Source organism: Chryseobacterium sp. JV274 (assembly GCF_903969135.1).
Classification (GTDB): domain Bacteria; phylum Bacteroidota; class Bacteroidia; order Flavobacteriales; family Weeksellaceae; genus Chryseobacterium.
The window spans coordinates 2,102,142-2,121,168 of sequence record NZ_LR824569.1; the positions used below are offsets into that span (position 1 = coordinate 2,102,142).

The following is a 19,027-nucleotide window of genomic DNA, read 5'->3' on the forward strand; positions in this document are numbered from 1 at the left end:
CAGATTCTCGAAACAATTTTTCTTTTAATCCATATATTTGCATACTATGGAATACAATACCCAAAAAACTCAGCTTAATATGCCGGAATATGGCAGAATAATACAACAGTTGGTTGAGCGCTGCAAAGAACTTCCTACCAAAGAGGAAAGGAATGAAATGGCTATGGCAATCATCGATTTTATGGGTCAGAGAAACCCACAACTTCGCGACGAGGAAAATTATAAACATAAACTTTGGGACCATCTTTTTATTCTTGCTAATCATGATCTGGACGTAGACTCTCCTTATCCGTTCCCAACTCCGGAACAATTGGCAGAAAAACCTAAAAGAATGGAATATCCAAAACTTCAAGGTGACTTTAAGTTTTACGGAAAGAGTATTCTTCAATTGATAGAAAAAGCAATCGAACTGGAATCTGGTGATGAAAAAGAGGCCCTTATCGAAGTGATTGCCAACAATATGAAGAAGTCTTATAATGTCTATAATAAAGAACATGTGACGGACGATGTTATCTTCCGCCACCTGAAAGAACTGTCTGAAAACAGGTTGGACCTTACGGGAATAGATTCACTTGAAAAAAGTAAAATCTATTACACCAGCAATAACAACAACCGAAATAATAACAATAACAACAATAGGAACAGCAACAACAGCAATAATAAGAACAATAACCAGCCTAACAAGAGAAGGCATAACAACAACAATCATAAAAACAGGAAGTAATGAGTGGAACATTTCAGATAAGAGGAGGAAAAAGACTGCAGGGCGAAATAACTCCACAAGGAGCCAAGAATGAGGCTCTACAAATTTTATGTGCGGTTCTCCTTACGGACGAAGAAGTAAGAATCAAAAATATTCCGGATATTCATGATGTAAACAGACTGATTGAAATTCTTGGAGATTTTGGAGTAAAAATTACTAAAAACGGACAGGGAGATTATACTTTCAAGGCTGATCAGGTAAATTTTGATTATATAAAATCTAACGAGTTCAAAAAAGACGGCGCAAAACTGCGTGGATCTATTATGCTGATGGGCCCGATGCTTGCCCGCTATGGAGAAGCTTATATGCCGACTCCGGGAGGTGACAAAATCGGAAGAAGAAGACTGGATACTCACTTCCAGGGGCTGGTTGAACTGGGTGCTGAATTCAATTATGATGAAGAGGAATATTTCTATTCTTTAAAAGCTAAAGAATTAAGAGGAAAATTCATCTTATTGGAAGAAGCTTCTGTTACCGGAACTGCTAATATTGTAATGGCAGCAGCTCTGGCAAAAGGAAAAACAAGAATCTACAACGCGGCATGCGAACCTTATCTTCAGCAATTGTGTAAAATGCTGAACAGAATGGGAGCCAATATCTCAGGAATCGGATCTAACCTTCTTACTATTGAAGGAGTAGATTATCTGAGAGGAACGGAGCATACAATGCTTCCGGATATGGTAGAAATCGGATCCTGGATTGGTCTTGCGGCCATGACGAAATCTGAAATTACCATCAAAAATGTAAACTGGAACCAGCTTGGTGTCATCCCAAATACATTCAGGAAATTAGGAATCGAACTTGAGCAAAGTGGTGATGACATCTATATTCCTGCTCAGGAACATTATAAAATTCAGAAATTTATTGACGGGTCTATCCTTACTATTTCAGATGCTCCCTGGCCAGGATTTACGCCGGATTTATTATCTATTATTTTAGTGGTAGCTACTCAGGCAAAAGGAAGTATTCTGGTTCATCAGAAAATGTTTGAATCCAGATTATTCTTTGTTGATAAATTAATTGACATGGGAGCTCAGATCATTTTATGTGATCCACACAGAGCAACGGTAATCGGATTGAACCAGGAAGCTCCTCTAAGAGGCACAACGATGGTTTCCCCGGATATCAGAGCCGGAAATGCACTTCTTATTGCAGCACTTTCTGCAGAAGGAAAATCTATTATCCATAATATCGAACAAATCGACAGAGGATATGAAAATATCGATGGAAGGCTGAAAGCAATTGGTGCTGATATCGAAAGAATTTAAAATTATTTTATTTAATATGGAAGCGTTCAGAGTAATCTGAGCGCTTTTTTGTTTGACTTTTGTCATTCTGACGAAGGAAGAATCTTATTATCAGTCAAATACATGAGATTCTTCACTACATTTCATCTCGTTCAGAATGACACTTTTGAGGCAACCTCAATTCTGTACCGATTAATTATTGTTTTTTTATATCTGCTTTTAATAAAAAATAAAAAGTGTCCGGTAAAAGTACCGGACACTTTGAGTAATTAAAACTATATGAATCTCACTTAAAAATACTTTCTGCAGATATACTCCACCGTCGTATTCATAAGTTTATTTTTATTCAGATAGATTTCAAGCTGCTGAAAATCTTCTGAACTGACATTAATATATAACTGCACTGAACCAAAACTATATCCGTTCACATACTCTACATTAGCGGATAGCACTCTATGACAGATCCCAAATTGATTGTAGATGGTATTCATTAAATGTTCAAATTTCATTTTGCCATTCAACTCTATTTCCAATAACAATTCTTTTTTAGGCAGATTAATTTTATTTTGTAAAACCTGCAGGCCCGGATTAGGTGTAATCATCGCTAAACATTTTTTGGTTAAACTTCTAAGATCATATTGCGTTCTGCATTTAAATCTGTGACAAAAATATAAAAAAACATTAGTCCACCAAATTAGTAGACTAATGTTTTTTAAATTTTAACATAAAAAAAAAGAAGCCTCTTCAGCTTCTCTCAATATTTTAATAACTCCCTACTCGTTCTAATCTATCAGAACCAGCAAGTCCATTGGGGTTACAACCAGGCTCTCCTTCAGGGATCTTCAGATTTTTCCTGGTATAAAATTCTTCCCAGAATGCATTCGTTTTTCCTGTTTTAGGATCAATGAATGTCATGGGCTCCAGTTTGAAAATATTTTCTGCCCTAAAAGCTCTTTCAACGAAATCTGAACAGTAATATGAATTTTCATCCAGGATGTAATTGAAGTTATAAGGTTTTCCAAGCATAGAATTCGCTTTTTCAACAGCTTCAGGAATTATTTTCTGGTATTCGGTCTTCAAACGATAAACAATTACCTCCTGCCCATCTTCTTTCTGGTCTTTGATAAAATCTTTCAGATCCTGTTTCTGAGAACCTCCTTTTGGCGCAGCATGCAAAACAAACATTTTGTTACCATCTTTTTCCAGAATTCCTATGTGATCAAATGAAGCTATTTTTTGTTTTTGAGTCACATTATTAATAGCACCGGAAAGCCCCGATTCTTTAGCCGTTACGAAAAGCAGATCTCCATTTTTGAGCAGTACATTACCGGAATAAGTATTTTTGCACTGTATCAATAATAACATCAGACAGAACAAAAACCCAACAACAGTATTTTTTCTTTTTTTAATTCTAAATTCAGACATTTGATTATACTTTCGGTGCCAAAATTACAAAATAGAAATCATTACATTTGTGGGAATATTGATCTATTCTTCACATCAACCCAAACATTTCACAGATTCTTATGCCACATATTTTATTAGTTGAAGATGATGACAGACTTTCAAAACTGATTGCAAAAGGATTTCAGGAAGCTGAATTTGAGGTAACCGTAGCATATGACGGAATCATAGGTTTGAAACTGGCTTTGCAGACCAATTTTGATCTGGTAGTCACAGATATTGTCCTGCCTAAAAAAAACGGACTTGAATTCTGTAATGAAATCAAAGCATTACAACCGAATCTTCCTGTAATTATGCTGACTGCACTGGGAACTACTGATGACAAGCTGGAGGGATTTGATGCCGGAGCCGATGATTATCTTACCAAACCTTTTGAAATGCGCGAACTGACAGCAAGGATCAAAGTACTTCTGAAACGCTTTTCACAACAGAGACAGCAAAAAGTGTCTGTTCTTACCTATGAAGGAATTGAAATGAATCTGGAGCAGAAAACGGTGCGCAGAGATCATACTCCAATAAAACTGACTCCGAAAGAATTTAACCTCTTAAAATTCATGCTGGAAAATTCGGAAAGGGTTCTTCCCCGAAGTGAAATTGCAGAAAAAGTGTGGGAAACCCACTTTGACACAGGAACGAATTTTATTGATGTATACATTAATTATCTCCGAAAAAAAATTGATAAAGATTTTGAAGTTAAGCTGATCCACACCAAAGCCGGCATGGGATTTATCCTGAAAAAAGACTATGAATCAGGCTTTGTGCAGTAATCACTGAGATAAACTAAAAATATCAGGATGAAAATAAGAACCCGACTTACGCTGCTTTTTACTTTAATCACTGCAATGCTTTTAAGTGTTTACAGCGTTTCGATTTATTATTCATCCAAAGAAGCCAGAGAAAAATCTTTTTACAGTGAGCTTCAAAATGAAGCGATTGCCAAAGCAGATCTGTTTTTCCGAAGTTCACTGCCGGAGCAGGAAATGCACAAACTTTATAAAAACAATACCAGAACCCTAAATGAAGTTCAGGTAGCGATTTATGATATTAATAAGCAGCTCGTTTATCATGATGATGCCAAAGTGGATTATGTAAAGGAAACCCCGGAAATGCTTTCCCAGATATTCCAGAAAAAGAGAATCAATTTCTTTTTAAACGATTTGCAGGTGATCGGAATGGTATATCATTATGAGGGAAAAACTTATGCGGTAACCGCTGCAGCTTATGATCAATATGGATATGAATATCTCACTCATCTTCTTACCATCAGCATTATCTCTTTCTTCAGTATTTTAATATTAATTTATCTGGCCGGAATATTTCTTTCCAAAAAAGCATTGAATCCGCTCAGTGAAATGGTCACTCAGATTAAAAAAATCACGGCCGGAAAACTACAATTAAGGCTTAAAACAACAAAAGAGAAAGACGAACTTAATGAACTTGCTCAAAACTTCAACGGAATGCTGGAAAGACTTGAGAACTCTTTTGATTCACAAAAGCATTTCGTATCCAACATTTCCCATGAACTGAGAACACCTTTGGCTGCTATTATTACCGAACTGGAACTGGCTTCTGAAAAAGATAAAACCAAAGAAGAATATCAGGAAACCATTCAATATGCGCTTGAAGATGCACGAAATATGGTAAAACTTTCCAACAGTTTGATGGATCTCGCTAAAGCCAGTTATGACCCTAACGAAATCAGTTTTTCCGAAGTTCGTCTTGATGAGGTTCTTCTGGAATCTTACACCAAAATCATAAAAGAAAATTCAGGATATAAAGTTTCATTAAATATAGATGAGTCGTTAGAAGAGCATCAACTGGTCATCCAGGGAAATGAATATCTTCTGCAGGTCGCTTTTAATAATCTTATTGACAACGCCTGTAAATATTCACCAGAACACATATGTTCAATAGATGTCAAAAGCAATGCGAAAATCCTTTTGATTAGTTTTACCAACAAAGGAAACATGATTCCTAGCGAAGATTTAGAACATATTTTTAAACCTTTTTACAGAAGCGAAATACCCAAACCGGAGAAAGGACATGGAATAGGGCTTTTCCTTACTGAGAAAATTATTCTCCTTCACCACGCAAAAATTACAGTCGTATCAGATCATAATGATACTATTTTTACCGTGATATTTGATATCATTTAATTTCTCTATTGCTTATTCGTGAGAAAGAGATTTTTTATTGAAAACTGTAGTTCCAATACTGGCTGCAATTACACAGGTAATAGAAATCCACTGTAAAAAAGATAATTCTTCAGCAAGAAAAACCAATCCTGAAAGCGCTGCAAATGCAGGTTCCAGACTCATCAGAATACTGAAAGTTTTTGCAGGAAGTCTCTTCAAAGCCATCATCTCTAATGAAAATGGCAAAGCACTTGAAAGGATAGCAACCCCAAGCCCTTTTACAAAAATAGCCGGAGTAAGATTGAAAACCGCACCATCCCATATTGTAAAAGGAATAATCACCATACTCGCAAATATCATTCCGGTAGTCACGGCATCTTTTCCGTCCATTATTTTCGAAACCTTTCCACCCATTATGATATAAAGAGCCCAGAACATCCCTGCAAGAAAGGCAAGCCCAAGTCCTACCAAATCAACATGATCATTCTGCCACGGAACAATCAGCAGGATTCCCACACAGGCCAGCAAAGCCCAGACAACATCCAGCAGTTTACGGGACAAAGCTAATGCAAGAAATAAAGGTCCCGCAAATTCCACAGTAACCGCCAGCCCCAAAGGAATTCTTTGAATCGCCATATAAAAAATAAGATTCATCGCTGCCAAACCTATTCCGTATATCGCACAGTATTTCCATTTTTGTCTGTCAAACTGCAAAAATTTCGGACGGTTAATCAACGTAAGCAAAACAGCTGAAAGTACAATTCTTAAAGTAACCGTTCCAATAGCTCCAATGGCAGGAAAAAGCTGCTTGGCAATGGAAGCTCCTCCCTGTACACATATGATCGCTAACAATGTAGCGGGTATCGCTATGTTTGATTTTTTCATTTCTAAATATATAATTCAAAAGATTTTGGAAAGAAATTTCCGCGATTAAACACACTTTTATTTACATGATAAATCGTGAAATTCATCATGTAAAACTGCCTGCCCCAAATGTATTGAAATTTTATCTTTTACAATGGGTACAGTTTACTCTTATTAATAGGGTCTAATCAATAATTGACTCTTTCAGGAGCAACTTAAAAAAGCAGAAATGATTTTCTCTAATGATTTTCTAATAACATTCTAAAGCTTTTCTAACGGTAAAAAAAGGCAGGCTTTTCTACTTTTGCACAGTAAAAAATAAAGCATATGGACTCAGATCCTTACAGTAGTTATCAATCTTAAAGCTTTAGTTGTACTCACTTTTCCCGTACAGCTGCAACGCTTTATAAAAAAAGGAAAAGTTATGAATACATTTGAATTTACCCTTCGTTTACTGACTGCATTCTGCCTGGGTACCGGTATAGGTTTTGAAAGACAGTGGCGAAAAAAAAATGCAGGACTCAGAACCAATACTTTGGTTTGCATTGGCTCTGCAGCATTCGTATTGATTGCCATCAGAATTGGTGGCGATGCAGCCGGAAGAATCACCTCTTATATTGTCAGCGGAATCGGTTTCCTGGGCGGCGGCGTTATCATGAAAGACGGCCTTACCGTAAGAGGATTAAATACAGCAGCCACATTATGGTGTTCTGCGGCCATAGGCGCATTATGTGCACTGGGATATCCTGCAGAAGCCCTCATCACAGTTTTCTTTATTGTCTCTACCAATATATTCCTTAGACCTACTCTCTCTTCTCATAAAGAAGCAAGGAGCAAAAAATGGTTCAGTACCAAGAAAAATAACAACAAAAAAGTAAAAATCAGTAACAGCACTCAATTGTATTAAGATCATGAAAAAGATAATCTTAAGTAGTATTATTCTCTTTGCAGCCTCTTGTAAAGACAATACACCTCAACAAAATAAAGAACCGGAAATAATGATAAAAGGTAACCAGGTAACTGTTCCGGAAAACAATCCCGTTTTCAAAAAAATTAAAACACAGGTTGTTACCGAACAGGAACACAGCGATGGGGTAATTTCAGCGGGAACTATTCAGGCAATTCCTAATCATTATGCAGAAATTGCCAGTCCCTTTTCCGGAAGAATTACAAAATCATTTATTCAGCTTGGACAACATATTTCTGCCGGAAGTCCTCTTTTTGAGATTCTTTCTTCAGATTATTTTTCGGTTCAAAAAGATTATACGGATGCCCTGAATGATGTACAGCTTGCCGAAAAAAATCACAGACGCCAGCAGGATCTCGTAAAACATGGCGTAGGTATTCAGAAGGAGCTGGATGAAGCGGAAACGGATTTTAAAAATAGAAAAACATCCCTCTCCAATGCTTCTTCTGCCTTGAAAGTCTATAACAGTAAAGGTGGAGGTATAGGAAGTCCTCTTATTGTAAGAGCTCCCATCAGCGGAGAGATCATTTCCAACAAAATTGTAAACGGCCAATATCTGAAAGGAGATGCTGATCCGGTAATGATCATTGCAGAATTATCCAAAGTCTGGATTTCCGGTGATGTAAAAGAAAAGGACATCCGCTTTGTGAATACCGGAGATCAGGTTTCTGTAAAAGTAAGTGCGTATCCGGACAGAAATATTACCGGAAAAGTATATCACATCAATGAAATTGTAGATGAAGATACCCGAAGTATAAAAGTCCTTATTGAATGTGATAATCCAGACAGAAAATTAAAACCAGGCATGTATGCTACGGTCAACTTCTCCACGACTCCTGCAAAAGCAGTGATGATTCCCGTAACCGCTTTGATGCAGCAGGATAACTTCCAATATGTATGGGTAAAAACAGGCAAGAGTCAATATGTAAAACGTTCAGTGACAACAGGAGAGACTGATCAGAAAACAGTAAGAATCACTTCAGGGTTAAAACCCGGAGAAACCATCATGACTGAAGGGGGAATTTATATGCTGGATGCAAAATAATGTAAAATGATGCGAAATCAAAAACTATGAAGAAATTATTAACAATCTCTATACAGAAGAGATGGCTGATGCTTGCTCTCTTTCTTTTACTGGGATTCTTCGGGTATTATTCCTGGACCAGACTATCCATAGAAGCCTATCCTGATATTGCTGATGTAACCTCGCAGGTGGTAACACAGGTTCCGGGACTGGCCGCTGAAGAAGTAGAACAGCAAATCACCATTCCTTTGGAAAGATCTCTGAACGGACTTCCCGGAATGCATGTGATGAGAAGCAAAAGTACTTTTGGACTGTCCATTATTACAATGGTTTTCGATGATGGGATAGACGATTACTGGGCAAGACAGCGTATTCAGGAAAGACTGACGGATGTAGAGCTTCCTTACGATGCACAACCAGGGTTAGATCCCCTCACCTCTCCCATTGGAGAAGTATACCGTTACATAATCGAAAGTAACAACCACAGTCTGCGGGAATTGACGGATTTACAAAAATTTGTGATCATCCCACGCATTAAACAGATTTCAGGAATTGCTGATGTTACCAATTTTGGAGGAATTACCACGCAGTTCCAGATCGAACTTGATCCCCATAAGCTTGAACAATACGGATTATCTCTGTCAGAAGTTACCGAAACAATCTCCAAAAACAATGTGAGTGCCGGAGGGAGTATGCTTTCCCGCGGAAACCTCGCTTATGTCATCCGCGGAATAGGTTTGGTAAAAGACTTAAATGATCTTGGAAAAATTGTAGTCAAAACCCAAAATGGCGTTCCTGTTTTTTTGAATGATGTAGGAACATTAAAATACGGAAACCTGGAAAGAAAAGGAATTCTGGGCTACACAGACCAAAAACGTAATTATTCTGAAAGCGTAGAAGGTATTGTCCTTTTATTAAGAGGGCAAAATCCTTCACAGGTGTTGGAAGGAGTACATGAAGCGATCGAAGAACTGAATAACGAAACACTGCCACCCGGAGTAAAGATTCATCCTTTTCTGGACAGAACAGACCTTGTAAAAACAACACTCACTACAGTTTCTCATACGCTTACTGAAGGAATTGTATTGGTTATTATCGTACTGATTGTATTTCTTGGAAGCTGGCGGGGAGCATTACTGGTGGCGATAACTATTCCGCTTTCTTTATTATTTGCTTTTATACTGATGCATTTTACGAATATTCCTGCCAACCTTCTTTCACTGGGAGCCATTGATTTTGGGATCATTGTAGACGGAGCAATCGTTATGCTGGAAACCATTCTGAGGAAAAGAGAAGAAAACCCGGAAGAAGTACTGGAAGAAAAAACAATCACCCAAAGAGTAATTGAAGTAGCAAAGCCTATTTTCTTTTCAACCATTATTATCATTACTGCCTATCTGCCTTTGTTTGCGTTTGAAAGAGTAGAAAAAAAATTATTTACCCCTATGGCTTTTACTGTTGGATATGCCCTATTGGGAGCACTTGCTGTAGCCTTGCTTCTGATCCCTGGATTGGCTTACGTGATCTATCGAAAACCACAGAAGATTTATCACAATAAATGGCTGGAAAAACTAAGCACTGCTTATGGAAAGAGCATTGAAAAAATAATGCAGACTCCTAAAAGAGTTATCATCCCTATTATGATTGTTCTCGTATCTGCCGGAATCCTCTCCTATCATGTAGGAAAAGACTTTCTTCCCGAACTGGATGAAGGCTCTATATGGCTGCAGGTACAGTTACCTCCCGGAATTTCTTTAGCCCAATCAAAAGAAATGAGTGATACGCTGCGTGTCCGTACTCTGAAACATCCTGAAATTACTTATATGATGATTCAGGCAGGCCGTAATGATGATGGTACAGATCCGTGGACTGCCTCACACTTTGAAGTCTCTATCGGGATAAAACCTTACAGCGAATGGCCGGCCGGGAAAACAAAAGCAGATCTCATCAAAGAATTGGCAGCAGATTATAAAAATATGCCGGGATTCACCGTAGGTTTTTCACAACCTATGATTGACGGAGTAATGGATAAAATCTCAGGGGCTCATAGTGAACTGGTGGTAAAGGTGTATGGAGAAGATTTTAAGGAAACAAGGCGTATTGCAGAAAATGTATTATCAACCCTAAATACAATTCCGGGTTCAGCAGATCTTGCCATTGATCAGGAACCACCATTACCTCAGCTGCAGATTATTGCAGACAGAGACAAGATTGCTCAGTATGGACTGAATGTAGCAGATGTTGCCGACCTTATTGAAGTGGCATTGGGAGGAAAAGCAATTTCCCAGATCTTTATTGGTAATAAAGTATATGATATTTCCTGCCGTTATACGGAAGACAGCCGTGACACTCCTGACAAAATAGGAAACCTAATGCTGACCTCAGCTTCCGGAGCGAAAATTCCACTTTCTCAGGTGGCAGAAGTAAAATTAAGTACAGGTGAAAGTACCATTACCAGAGAAATGAACAAACGCCACCTTACCGTAAAACTGAATTTAAGAGGTACCGATCTTTCTTCTTTCCTGAAAAAAGCACAGGATAAAATTGAAAAAGACATCAAATATGATCATGAGAAATACCAGATCAAATGGGGTGGGCAGTTTGAAAATCAAAACAGAGCGTATTCAAGGTTAGCATTTATTGTCCCGCTGGCATTGGCAATTATGTTTTTGTTGCTGTATGGTGCATTTGGAGATTTCAGACAGGCTTTGGTTCTGATGTCAATTGTTCCGTTAGCTTTATTTGGCGGAATGCTGGCACTCAATATCCGGGGAATGTCTCTGAATGTGTCTTCTGCAGTAGGATTCATCGCACTCTTCGGAGTTGCCATTCAGAACGGAGTCATTATGATTTCTCATATCAACGATCTGCGTAAGAAAGGATATGAGCTGAAACAAGCTGCCATCAAAGGAGCAAAAGACCGCTTCAGACCTGTACTGATGACGGCAACGGTTGCAGTAATCGGATTATTCCCTGCCTCATTGGCTACAGGAATCGGTTCTGATGTACAACGTCCACTGGCAACAGTAATTGTCTATGGGTTGATGTTCTCTACTATTTTAACACTATTCGTGCTTCCGGCTATTTATTTTATGGCTGAACGACGTAATGAAAAACAAAATTTAGAATCAGATGAAAATTAAAGTTCATATTATCATATTATCTGTAGTATTGTTGAGTATAACAGGTATGAAGGCACAGGAAAAAGAACTTTTACAATTTGAAGACTACCTGAGTCTTGTTGGAAATAAAAATCTTGGATATGCTTCCCAGAAATACAATGTAAGTATGGCTGAAGCTTCCATCCAGACTGCCAATATGTTTTCTGATCCTCAACTGGAAATGGAAACTTCCAATAACGGAGTGAAGCAGAATATGGGATATGTATATGGAGCTTCCATTGGCTGGACGCTTGAACTTGGCGGCAAAAGAAAAGCCCGGGTTAATCTCGCCAGAAACCAATCTGAGCTAAGCAAAATACAATTGCAGGATTTTTTCAGGAATCTCCGTGCGGATGCCAGCTTAGGATATATTGATGCTCTAAAATCCAAAGCTTTGCTTGAGGTACAGCAGGATTCTTATGAAAATATGCAGCAGCTGGCAAAATCCGACAGTATCCGTTACAAATTGGGAACTATATCATTAGTTACGTCCAAACAGAGTAAGCTGGAAGCGGCTTCTTTGCTCAATGAAGTATATCAGGCTGAAAGTGCAGAAGAACAGGCTCTCACCAGTTTATCAGTATTTCTTGGAGACAGCAAAATAGCAGGAAGAGATGTTGCCGGGGATTTTAATGCCTTCAACAGAGATTTCAGTATTGATGATTTGATTCTTCAGGCGTTAAACGAAAGAGCAGATTTATTGGCAGCCAAACAAAATACAGAAGTTGCCAAAAGTCAGATCAATCTGGAAAAAGCCAATCGTATGATAGATTTAGGCATCAGTGCCGGAGCAGAACGACATACCGAAGCGACTAATGAAATTGCTCCATCTCCAACCGTAAATGCTGTAAAAATGGGTATTAGTATTCCTTTGAAGTTTTCCAACAGAAGAAATGCAGGATTGAAAATAGCAGAAATGGCACATTCCCAGGCTGAGGTTGAATACAAACAGATCGAACAAGGCATAAAGGCTGAAGTAATGCAGGCTTATCAGCAATATACAGCAACGCAAAAACAGCTCAGACAATTTCATAACGGAATGCTTTCTGAAGCACAAAGTATTTTGGCAGGAATTACCTACAGCTACAAAAGAGGGGAAAGCTCTATCCTTGAAGTTCTGAATGCCCAGAGAACGTATAACAACGTAAGAAAAGAGTATTACCAGGCCCTTGCAGATAATGCAGCCGCTTTGATCGAACTTGAAAGGAAGGCTGGGATCTGGGATATACATTTTTAGCTGGAAGAGGGAAGCTGGATGATGGAAGTTTCCGGAAGCCGATGAATAACTATATATCAATTTTATTAACTTTTTAATATTCAGAATGCTCATCAAGGAATGACAATCGGTCGCTTTAAAACACAAATATAACTTCCAGCTTCCAGCATTTACGATCAGTGATTCTAAAAACACAAATATGACTTCCAGCTTCAAACCTCCAGCTTCCAGCATAAAAAAGAGCCCTTAAATCTATTTGATTTAAGGGCTCTTTTTTATCTTTTATACTGAGATTCATAAATTCCGATCCAGTCATCGGGAGTCATTTTCCGGCTCAGCTCGGCAATCAGTTCAAAAGGAATATCATCCACTTTTTTGAAGCGGATACAGGATTTCCCCATATCGAGTTTCTTTTTGGAATATTTTGGATATTCTCCTACGAACCAATCCAGAAGTTCCGGCTTTGAATACAGTCCCATATGATAGAGTGCTATAAAATTCTTCTGGGAAGCCAGATTGATGAATGGCAGCGGTGTTCCCGGTGCACAGTGATATCCGGCAGGAAAAGTTGCCAAAGGAACTACCCAACCTATCATCCCATAATTCGTAGCTTCTTCAAAACCTTTCGGAAGGTTATCATTCACCGTATCAAAAAGCTTTTTAAAAGACTCCTGTCTTTCTTCAGGAATCTTTGAGATATAATCTTCTATGGAAACTGACTGAATCTGCATATTTTAATTTTTTCTAAAATACGATTATTTTATAAAATTGTACACACTGAACATCTGAACGTCTTTACTACTCTTTTGAAGGAACATCATTTTGTTTACATTCGGAACGTACTGAATCATATTTCCATCTGCAAAACCATAGTTCTGGAAGAAATTTCGTCCTTTATAATCAAGGCTTACTTCCTGAGGTTTCAGATTGGCAAAATCAAAAACTTTCATAGAAAATCCTGTGTTTCCGAATGCTCCTTTAGGATAGAAAGCAGAAATATAAAGTTTGTCTCCGGCTTCAACGAGATGAATTCTTTTTCCTGTAGAAGTTCCTGCTGCAACAAATTGCTTTACTTCCCCTTCTTTATTAAATTTGATCAGCATTCCGGCATCCAGAGAATATACAGGATCAGGGAAACGATTCATTGTTGTAGGCATTGGTCTTGTCACAGTCTCCTGCTGAACAGCCATTAAAGTTTCATCCCCTTTCACAATGGTTTTGATGACCTTTACATCGTTCATGTCTTTACTTCCTGCTAAATTGGTATTGCTGATGACCGCTTTTCCAGATTTCATATCATAGTACATTACCGTTCCAAAAGTACTTGCGCCAATAGTAACCGCTGCATTTTTCCTTCCAAAAGTTACCAGATAGTCATTATCGTTTTTACTGAATGCATATAGTTTCTCAGGGATATATTTATCATCAAATGGAAGGTCTTTATCTTCAGTGTTGGAAACCAGTTCCAGCTTATAAGATTCCTTCCAACCTGCAGCTTTACGCAGTACAACGATTTTCGCTGAGTTGGTCAATGTAAAAGATTTTTCAACATAATCATTACTCAATGTAATTTCTTTGTTCCAAACCGGAGAAAGGGTTCTCAGATCCATTACCAGAACATCGTTCACATTATCCGTTTTTTTGTTGGCAAACCGGTCATTGAAGATGGCTGCATATTTCCCGTTTTCTGAGAAAAGTACGTAAGTAGTTCCTGATCTATTGGTAGATTCAATACTGTATTTTGCAATACTCTTTGTTGTAAAAGTACCTTCTTTTCTGCTGAAAACATGCTGAAAGACTTCTTTTCTGTTTTCTTTTCCAAAATACTCTTCTGTAAATGCTATAAACTTATCATCATCTATCTGCTGTGATCCCAAATAATTGTGAAGTACTCCATTCGTTTTGTTGGCGTAATCTTTCACATAAGTATCTACAAGACTTCCGTTCTGATCCAGTTTTCTCATCAGTAATTTCTTGTGGGGAAAAACATTTCTCATCAGCCCGTCGATATTGATTGCGCTGAACATATAAGAATTGTAATCATCTGCCAACACCAGTTTATCATCCGTTTCAAGATTGGCATCCACTGTAAATTTTGTTCCTTCAGTCACTTTCGTCTGTGCATAAGCGTACACAGAAGCTGTAATTAATGCCGAAGCAATAATCTGTTTAATCATATAGTTTTCGTTAGTTATTATAAATTTTTTCTTCTAATCTTTTCAGTTCAAGATTAGCGTCGTAGGATAGTTTAATATCTACTAAATGTTCCTGTAACTCATTTAAATATTTCTCTGCTTCCTGATAGTTTCCTAAAGCGATATTCAATCTGATCAGGTTAAAATAAAGATACTCCCCGATTTTTTGGTTATAAAGCGCTTTCTTATCATTGTAATTCACTTTCGTCAGACTGCTTTTCCAAAGATCAATTCCTTTCTGCATATTTTCCATCGCTATTTTGTTTGGAGCATACTCTGACTTTGCCTGAAGTTTTTTCAGATTGGTTGTCACGTAGATGTAGGCTTTTTCCAAATCGTCATACTCTCCTTTGTTCTTTACAGTGGCCAGGGTCACCGTAGAATTGATGGTCTGATACCCAAAATTTTCATTGATAATATTCCTTGTACGGTCTATCGTTCTCTGAAGATATCTTTTTTCCTGAGCATTCAGATTAATTTCGTTGGTTGGAACACTTGCTATTTCCGAAAAATCGGAGAAATAGGTCTTATCCAGTTTTACAGCTCCATCTTGTTTTGCGATAATCCTTGTAGGCTGATTGGCAAAAGTTTTCCCTTGATTGTCCTGAAAGTTTGTTCGTTCCATTTCAATCACAATGTCAAGATAGTTTCCTCCTTTTGAAAAACCTGTTACATCCATTTGGGAAGCCAGAATCTTATTATCTACAATTAAAGCGTCTCTCAGGTCTGGCTGCTGATACACCGGAACCGGAGGAATATTAAGGATAGGTCTTGAAGGTAATCTCAGTGTAGGAGCTCCGTTAGTTGCCGCAATTTTTTCAACCGCTGATAGTTTGCTGTATTCTGCAGATTCAAGTTTGTACTTTTCCTGAAGTTTTTTTACTTCAGCATCATAATCCTTTAATCTTTCTCCGTGTTCGTACTTGGCATTTTCAACGTTTGCCTGATAATTATCTACCTTTTTCTGATGATCTTCTTTTGAAAGTCTTACAACATCATCTTTAGTAATATTATAAGGAGATTTTACCGTAATCGTATAGTTTCTGCTGGAAAGATCTGTAGGAAAAACCGGTTCTTTCAAAAGCTGAAAACTGATTGTTTCTTTATCAATTCGTTGAGCCTGCGAAAATTCGGAATAAAATAATGGTATTAAAAAAAGTAGTTTAAATTTATTCATGGATGTTATAGTTTTCGATGCAAATGTATAATAATTTCATCAACATTTTTTAAGAATAAATTGTCCAGTTATTATGAAATAGATCATAAAAAAGGCAGCCACATCAATGCAACTGCCTACAGAAATTATTAACTCAAAAAATTTTATTTTTTAATTGCCTTTACTGTTGATTTTGAACCATCTTTAAAGTTCATTGTCACTAAGTAAAGACCGGTATTCAACTCACCTAACTGAAGTTCTGTAGTTGGATTGTCAATAGTTTTCACTACTCTTCCTGCTACATCTGTAACCGTTACAGATTTAACATTTTTGATATCAGCAACATGCAGAACATCTTTGAAAGGGTTAGGATATACATTCACTTCTTTTTTCTTAACAGATGTTTCAGCAGTAGCTAAATTAGACTGTGTAAGAGAGAAATCATCAAATCCCATATAGTACGGATCTGTTGTTGTATTCAAAGCTTTAATTCCAAATGAATAGTCACCAGTAGCCGTTGGGATATAGGTAACGGTAACTTTAGTATAATTAGCACTATTACCTCCCCCTGCAGCTGTTTGATCAGCCGTAATAAATGTTGATAAGCTAGTTGCTCCAGTCGCTGTTTGTCCGTTGTTTACCAATACTTCATTCTGCCAACCTGAATAGCCATCTCCTACCCAGTAGAATGTAAAATCATACGAACTTCCTGCAGTTAAAGTAAATGTAGGTGTCCATAAATAAGCAGCATTGCTATATGGATAATAGATCGTTACATAATTCGGAGCAGATTTAGGATCATTATAAGCCTGCTGAGAAGCATTTGCTGAGGTAAAGTTATAAGTAGATGAACTTCCTCCCGGAGTTTGTGTCCAGCAGTTCGGAATGATTGCAGAACCTATAGTTGCCATTGCATCAAAATTTTCACTCCAAGGCAGTGTAGTTATTGGTACACAAAGAGTTGTAAATGATGTAGAAGTACTCCAGATACTCTTATCAGATGCACTACAGCTGGATCTTACCCATGCATAATATGTTGTAGAGGGCTGCAGTCCGCTTAACGGTGCAGAAGCTGTTGTAGAAGTTACAGAGTTTGTAGCATTTAAAACAGTAGATACATCCGGCGCAGTGCTGTTTGTGCTGTAATAAACTTCGTATCCGCCTGCAGGAACTGGAGATGGTTCCGTCCAACCGATCGTTGCTGTGTTCGCTGCTACATTTGATGATGTAACTGCAGTTGGTTCAAAACAAGAAGGAATATTCTGAACGGTAATATTATCAATATAAATAGAACGTGAAGAACCTCCTAAACCATGTTTAAATGCTAATTGTAAATCAGAACCTACAGGTATGTTAACCGTATATTGTGTATGAGTAGTTGTCAAAGCAATAGGAGAACCTATTTGTGTAAAGGAAGCAGGATCCGTAGGGTTTGATAATGTTCCTACTAATAATGTATAATTGTTTCCTCCGGCTTTTGCATAGAATCTTACACGTTTAGTACCATCTGAAAGGTTTACAGTTGGAGGCGCAACCAGCATTTGACTACCAGTAGTAGCACTTGAATTAGTCATGTAATATGCATTGGGTGCTGAATAGTTATTTGATGTCGTTACATATCCATACCCTGCAAATGATGCACTTTCAAGATATGCCCAACAGCTTGGCGCATTCGTATTAGTGCTGGAGCCTGTACTTGTTGTATCAAAGTTCTCTGTATAGGGAACCGTAAAAGTAGAACAAGCTGTTTTAAATGTTCCAACAAAAGACCATACACTTTGGCTTGTTGCAGTATTACAGTTGCTTCTTACCCAATAATAATACGTTGTATTTGAATTAAGACCACCAATAGTTGTGCTTGTACCTGTTACCCCCGGATAAGTAGGCGTTACTGAACCCGCAGGTGTTGTGTTTGAAGTACTGTGGTATACATCATAACTGGCAGCATTGCCCGTCCATGAAACTAAAGCAGAATTAGCTGTTATTCCAGAAACCGCCTGTAATACGGGAGGTGCACAGTCTGAATAGACATCTGCTGAAAAAGCAAAGATATTCGGTAAACCTGAACCAGTGGTTTTGGTAACCGTTACACTTTGTATTGGTTTTGCCTGATTCGCGGCATCTATTGCCAGTTCAATCTGATATAATCTTGGGTTCGTTCCGCCCTCAGGAGAAGGAACATCATCACCAGCTGCAGGAGTAGCTCCTGGCTTTTTAACCCTTCCTATCCCCTGGATGGCAAAATTAGATCCATTATACCAGTCTGCAAGACTGATACTTGAAAATGTCTGCGAACTGCCATCTGTAAAATTTACCACTGCACTTACTGTAGAAGTACCACTTCCGCTTACAGCAAGCATATACAGTTTGGTAACGGGTTTGGCGGTTGTAAATGCCAAGGTCCCGTTATCATTTACAGCAGCCAATCTCAAAGAATTGTTAACATTCAAATCTGCTAACTGAAACTTCAATCCGGGAGTTGCCGCCACTACAGAATTAACAGTTCCGTCAACAGGAATACCATACGTAATAGCAGCACTTGTGGATGTCAGCTGAAAATCTTTAGCTACAAAAGCGTAAGAAACTCCGTCTACGTCATTATTTGTAGTAATTGTTGAAGAACCTATACCGTTTGCAATTACATCAGCTGTTAAGCCTGAAGCAATCGGCATGGTTTGATAATTTTGAGCCATTAGTACACTGGCTGAGAAGAGAGCGATAGCAGGTACCACTCTAGAAAATAAATTTATTGCCATTTTGATCACATTTGAGGCGAAATTTAGTAAAAATAACAATATGAAAATATTATTTTTACTAAAATCTTAAACTTTATTT

14 protein-coding genes and 1 pseudogene are annotated in these 19,027 nt (G+C 37.9%); 8 read left to right on the forward strand and 7 right to left on the reverse strand.

What is annotated here, in order from left to right; translation table 11 throughout:
• The first annotated feature begins 46 nt into the window (after window positions 1-46).
• Both CHRYMOREF3P_RS09800 and murA read left to right on the forward strand, forming a co-directional pair.
• Window positions 47-724 carry a DUF4290 domain-containing protein gene (locus tag CHRYMOREF3P_RS09800; protein WP_077419093.1) on the forward strand — a complete coding sequence of 226 codons (678 nt, stop codon included), beginning with the start codon at window positions 47-49 and terminating at the stop codon, window positions 722-724.
• Window positions 724-2,031, forward strand: a complete 1,308-nt coding sequence (murA, locus tag CHRYMOREF3P_RS09805; RefSeq protein ID WP_047386545.1) for a UDP-N-acetylglucosamine 1-carboxyvinyltransferase — start codon at window positions 724-726, stop codon at window positions 2,029-2,031. The genes CHRYMOREF3P_RS09800 and murA overlap by 1 nt, the downstream gene beginning before the upstream one ends.
• 269 nt (window positions 2,032-2,300) lie before the next feature.
• Here murA and CHRYMOREF3P_RS09810 read toward each other — a convergent pair whose 3' ends face one another.
• The gene (locus CHRYMOREF3P_RS09810) at window positions 2,301-2,612 is read right to left on the reverse strand and encodes an NIL domain-containing protein (protein ID WP_047386542.1); all 312 of its coding nucleotides are present in this window, start codon (window positions 2,610-2,612) and stop codon (window positions 2,301-2,303) included.
• 160 nt (window positions 2,613-2,772) lie between these two features.
• On the reverse strand, window positions 2,773-3,435 hold the full coding sequence (locus CHRYMOREF3P_RS09815) for a YiiX/YebB-like N1pC/P60 family cysteine hydrolase (protein WP_180564510.1): 663 nt from the start codon (window positions 3,433-3,435) through the stop codon (window positions 2,773-2,775).
• Between the two features lie 101 nt (window positions 3,436-3,536).
• Between CHRYMOREF3P_RS09815 and CHRYMOREF3P_RS09820 the strand changes: the two genes are divergently transcribed.
• Together CHRYMOREF3P_RS09820 and CHRYMOREF3P_RS09825 are read left to right on the forward strand one after the other, a co-directional pair.
• On the forward strand, window positions 3,537-4,241 hold the full coding sequence (locus CHRYMOREF3P_RS09820) for a response regulator transcription factor (protein ID WP_180564511.1): 705 nt from the start codon (window positions 3,537-3,539) through the stop codon (window positions 4,239-4,241).
• A 27-nt stretch (window positions 4,242-4,268) separates the two neighbouring features.
• Window positions 4,269-5,630, forward strand: coding sequence for an ATP-binding protein (locus CHRYMOREF3P_RS09825; RefSeq protein ID WP_180564512.1), 1,362 nt, complete (start codon window positions 4,269-4,271; stop codon window positions 5,628-5,630).
• 12 nt (window positions 5,631-5,642) lie between these two features.
• On the opposite strand, the gene CHRYMOREF3P_RS09830 is transcribed toward CHRYMOREF3P_RS09825, so the two are convergent.
• Window positions 5,643-6,494 carry an EamA family transporter gene (locus CHRYMOREF3P_RS09830; protein ID WP_180564513.1) on the reverse strand — a complete coding sequence of 284 codons (852 nt, stop codon included), beginning with the start codon at window positions 6,492-6,494 and terminating at the stop codon, window positions 5,643-5,645.
• 403 nt (window positions 6,495-6,897) lie between these two features.
• Between CHRYMOREF3P_RS09830 and CHRYMOREF3P_RS09835 the strand changes: the two are divergent.
• From CHRYMOREF3P_RS09835 to CHRYMOREF3P_RS09850, 4 genes and pseudogenes are all read left to right on the forward strand, one after another.
• A pseudogene (locus CHRYMOREF3P_RS09835) lies at window positions 6,898-7,278 on the forward strand (MgtC/SapB family protein); the annotation flags it as partial.
• A gap of 106 nt (window positions 7,279-7,384) precedes the next feature.
• Window positions 7,385-8,485, forward strand: a complete 1,101-nt coding sequence (locus tag CHRYMOREF3P_RS09840; RefSeq protein WP_180564515.1) for an efflux RND transporter periplasmic adaptor subunit — start codon at window positions 7,385-7,387, stop codon at window positions 8,483-8,485.
• Between the two features lie 26 nt (window positions 8,486-8,511).
• The gene (locus tag CHRYMOREF3P_RS09845; RefSeq protein ID WP_077419086.1) at window positions 8,512-11,607 is read left to right on the forward strand and encodes an efflux RND transporter permease subunit; all 3,096 of its coding nucleotides are present in this window, start codon (window positions 8,512-8,514) and stop codon (window positions 11,605-11,607) included.
• Window positions 11,597-12,862: a TolC family protein gene (locus CHRYMOREF3P_RS09850; protein ID WP_180564516.1), complete on the forward strand. Its 1,266-nt coding sequence runs from the start codon at window positions 11,597-11,599 to the stop codon at window positions 12,860-12,862. Before CHRYMOREF3P_RS09845 ends, CHRYMOREF3P_RS09850 begins: the two co-directional genes overlap by 11 nt.
• Before the next feature lie 254 nt (window positions 12,863-13,116).
• Here CHRYMOREF3P_RS09850 and CHRYMOREF3P_RS09855 read toward each other — a convergent pair whose 3' ends face one another.
• From CHRYMOREF3P_RS09855 to CHRYMOREF3P_RS09870, 4 genes are all read right to left on the reverse strand, one after another.
• The gene (locus tag CHRYMOREF3P_RS09855; protein WP_077419084.1) at window positions 13,117-13,572 is read right to left on the reverse strand and encodes a DUF1801 domain-containing protein; all 456 of its coding nucleotides are present in this window, start codon (window positions 13,570-13,572) and stop codon (window positions 13,117-13,119) included.
• Window positions 13,573-13,596: 24 nt separating this feature from the next.
• A complete protein-coding gene (locus CHRYMOREF3P_RS09860) occupies window positions 13,597-15,018 on the reverse strand; it encodes a hypothetical protein (protein WP_180564517.1) in 1,422 nt (473 codons plus the stop codon).
• A 10-nt stretch (window positions 15,019-15,028) separates the two neighbouring features.
• Window positions 15,029-16,213: a hypothetical protein gene (locus tag CHRYMOREF3P_RS09865; RefSeq protein WP_077419082.1), complete on the reverse strand. Its 1,185-nt coding sequence runs from the start codon at window positions 16,211-16,213 to the stop codon at window positions 15,029-15,031.
• A gap of 143 nt (window positions 16,214-16,356) precedes the next feature.
• Complete coding sequence (locus CHRYMOREF3P_RS09870; protein ID WP_077419081.1) at window positions 16,357-18,948, reverse strand: fibronectin type III domain-containing protein; 2,592 nt, start codon at window positions 18,946-18,948, stop codon at window positions 16,357-16,359.
• Between the last annotated feature and the right edge of the window lie 79 nt (window positions 18,949-19,027).

What these genes read in the sequence shown, in the direction of transcription:
- CHRYMOREF3P_RS09800 (WP_077419093.1), top strand. Translation starts at nt 47, where the DNA reads ATGGAATACAATACCCAAAAAACTCAGCTTAATATGCCGGAATATGGC.
- murA (WP_047386545.1), top strand. Translation starts at nt 724, where the DNA reads ATGAGTGGAACATTTCAGATAAGAGGAGGAAAAAGACTGCAGGGCGAA.
- CHRYMOREF3P_RS09810 (WP_047386542.1), bottom strand. Translation starts at nt 2,612, where the DNA reads ATGATTACACCTAATCCGGGCCTGCAGGTTTTACAAAATAAAATTAAT.
- CHRYMOREF3P_RS09815 (WP_180564510.1), bottom strand. Translation starts at nt 3,435, where the DNA reads ATGTCTGAATTTAGAATTAAAAAAAGAAAAAATACTGTTGTTGGGTTT.
- CHRYMOREF3P_RS09820 (WP_180564511.1), top strand. Translation starts at nt 3,537, where the DNA reads ATGCCACATATTTTATTAGTTGAAGATGATGACAGACTTTCAAAACTG.
- CHRYMOREF3P_RS09825 (WP_180564512.1), top strand. Translation starts at nt 4,269, where the DNA reads ATGAAAATAAGAACCCGACTTACGCTGCTTTTTACTTTAATCACTGCA.
- CHRYMOREF3P_RS09830 (WP_180564513.1), bottom strand. Translation starts at nt 6,494, where the DNA reads ATGAAAAAATCAAACATAGCGATACCCGCTACATTGTTAGCGATCATA.
- CHRYMOREF3P_RS09840 (WP_180564515.1), top strand. Translation starts at nt 7,385, where the DNA reads ATGAAAAAGATAATCTTAAGTAGTATTATTCTCTTTGCAGCCTCTTGT.
- CHRYMOREF3P_RS09845 (WP_077419086.1), top strand. Translation starts at nt 8,512, where the DNA reads ATGAAGAAATTATTAACAATCTCTATACAGAAGAGATGGCTGATGCTT.
- CHRYMOREF3P_RS09850 (WP_180564516.1), top strand. Translation starts at nt 11,597, where the DNA reads ATGAAAATTAAAGTTCATATTATCATATTATCTGTAGTATTGTTGAGT.
- CHRYMOREF3P_RS09855 (WP_077419084.1), bottom strand. Translation starts at nt 13,572, where the DNA reads ATGCAGATTCAGTCAGTTTCCATAGAAGATTATATCTCAAAGATTCCT.
- CHRYMOREF3P_RS09860 (WP_180564517.1), bottom strand. Translation starts at nt 15,018, where the DNA reads ATGATTAAACAGATTATTGCTTCGGCATTAATTACAGCTTCTGTGTAC.
- CHRYMOREF3P_RS09865 (WP_077419082.1), bottom strand. Translation starts at nt 16,213, where the DNA reads ATGAATAAATTTAAACTACTTTTTTTAATACCATTATTTTATTCCGAA.
- CHRYMOREF3P_RS09870 (WP_077419081.1), bottom strand. Translation starts at nt 18,948, where the DNA reads ATGGCAATAAATTTATTTTCTAGAGTGGTACCTGCTATCGCTCTCTTC.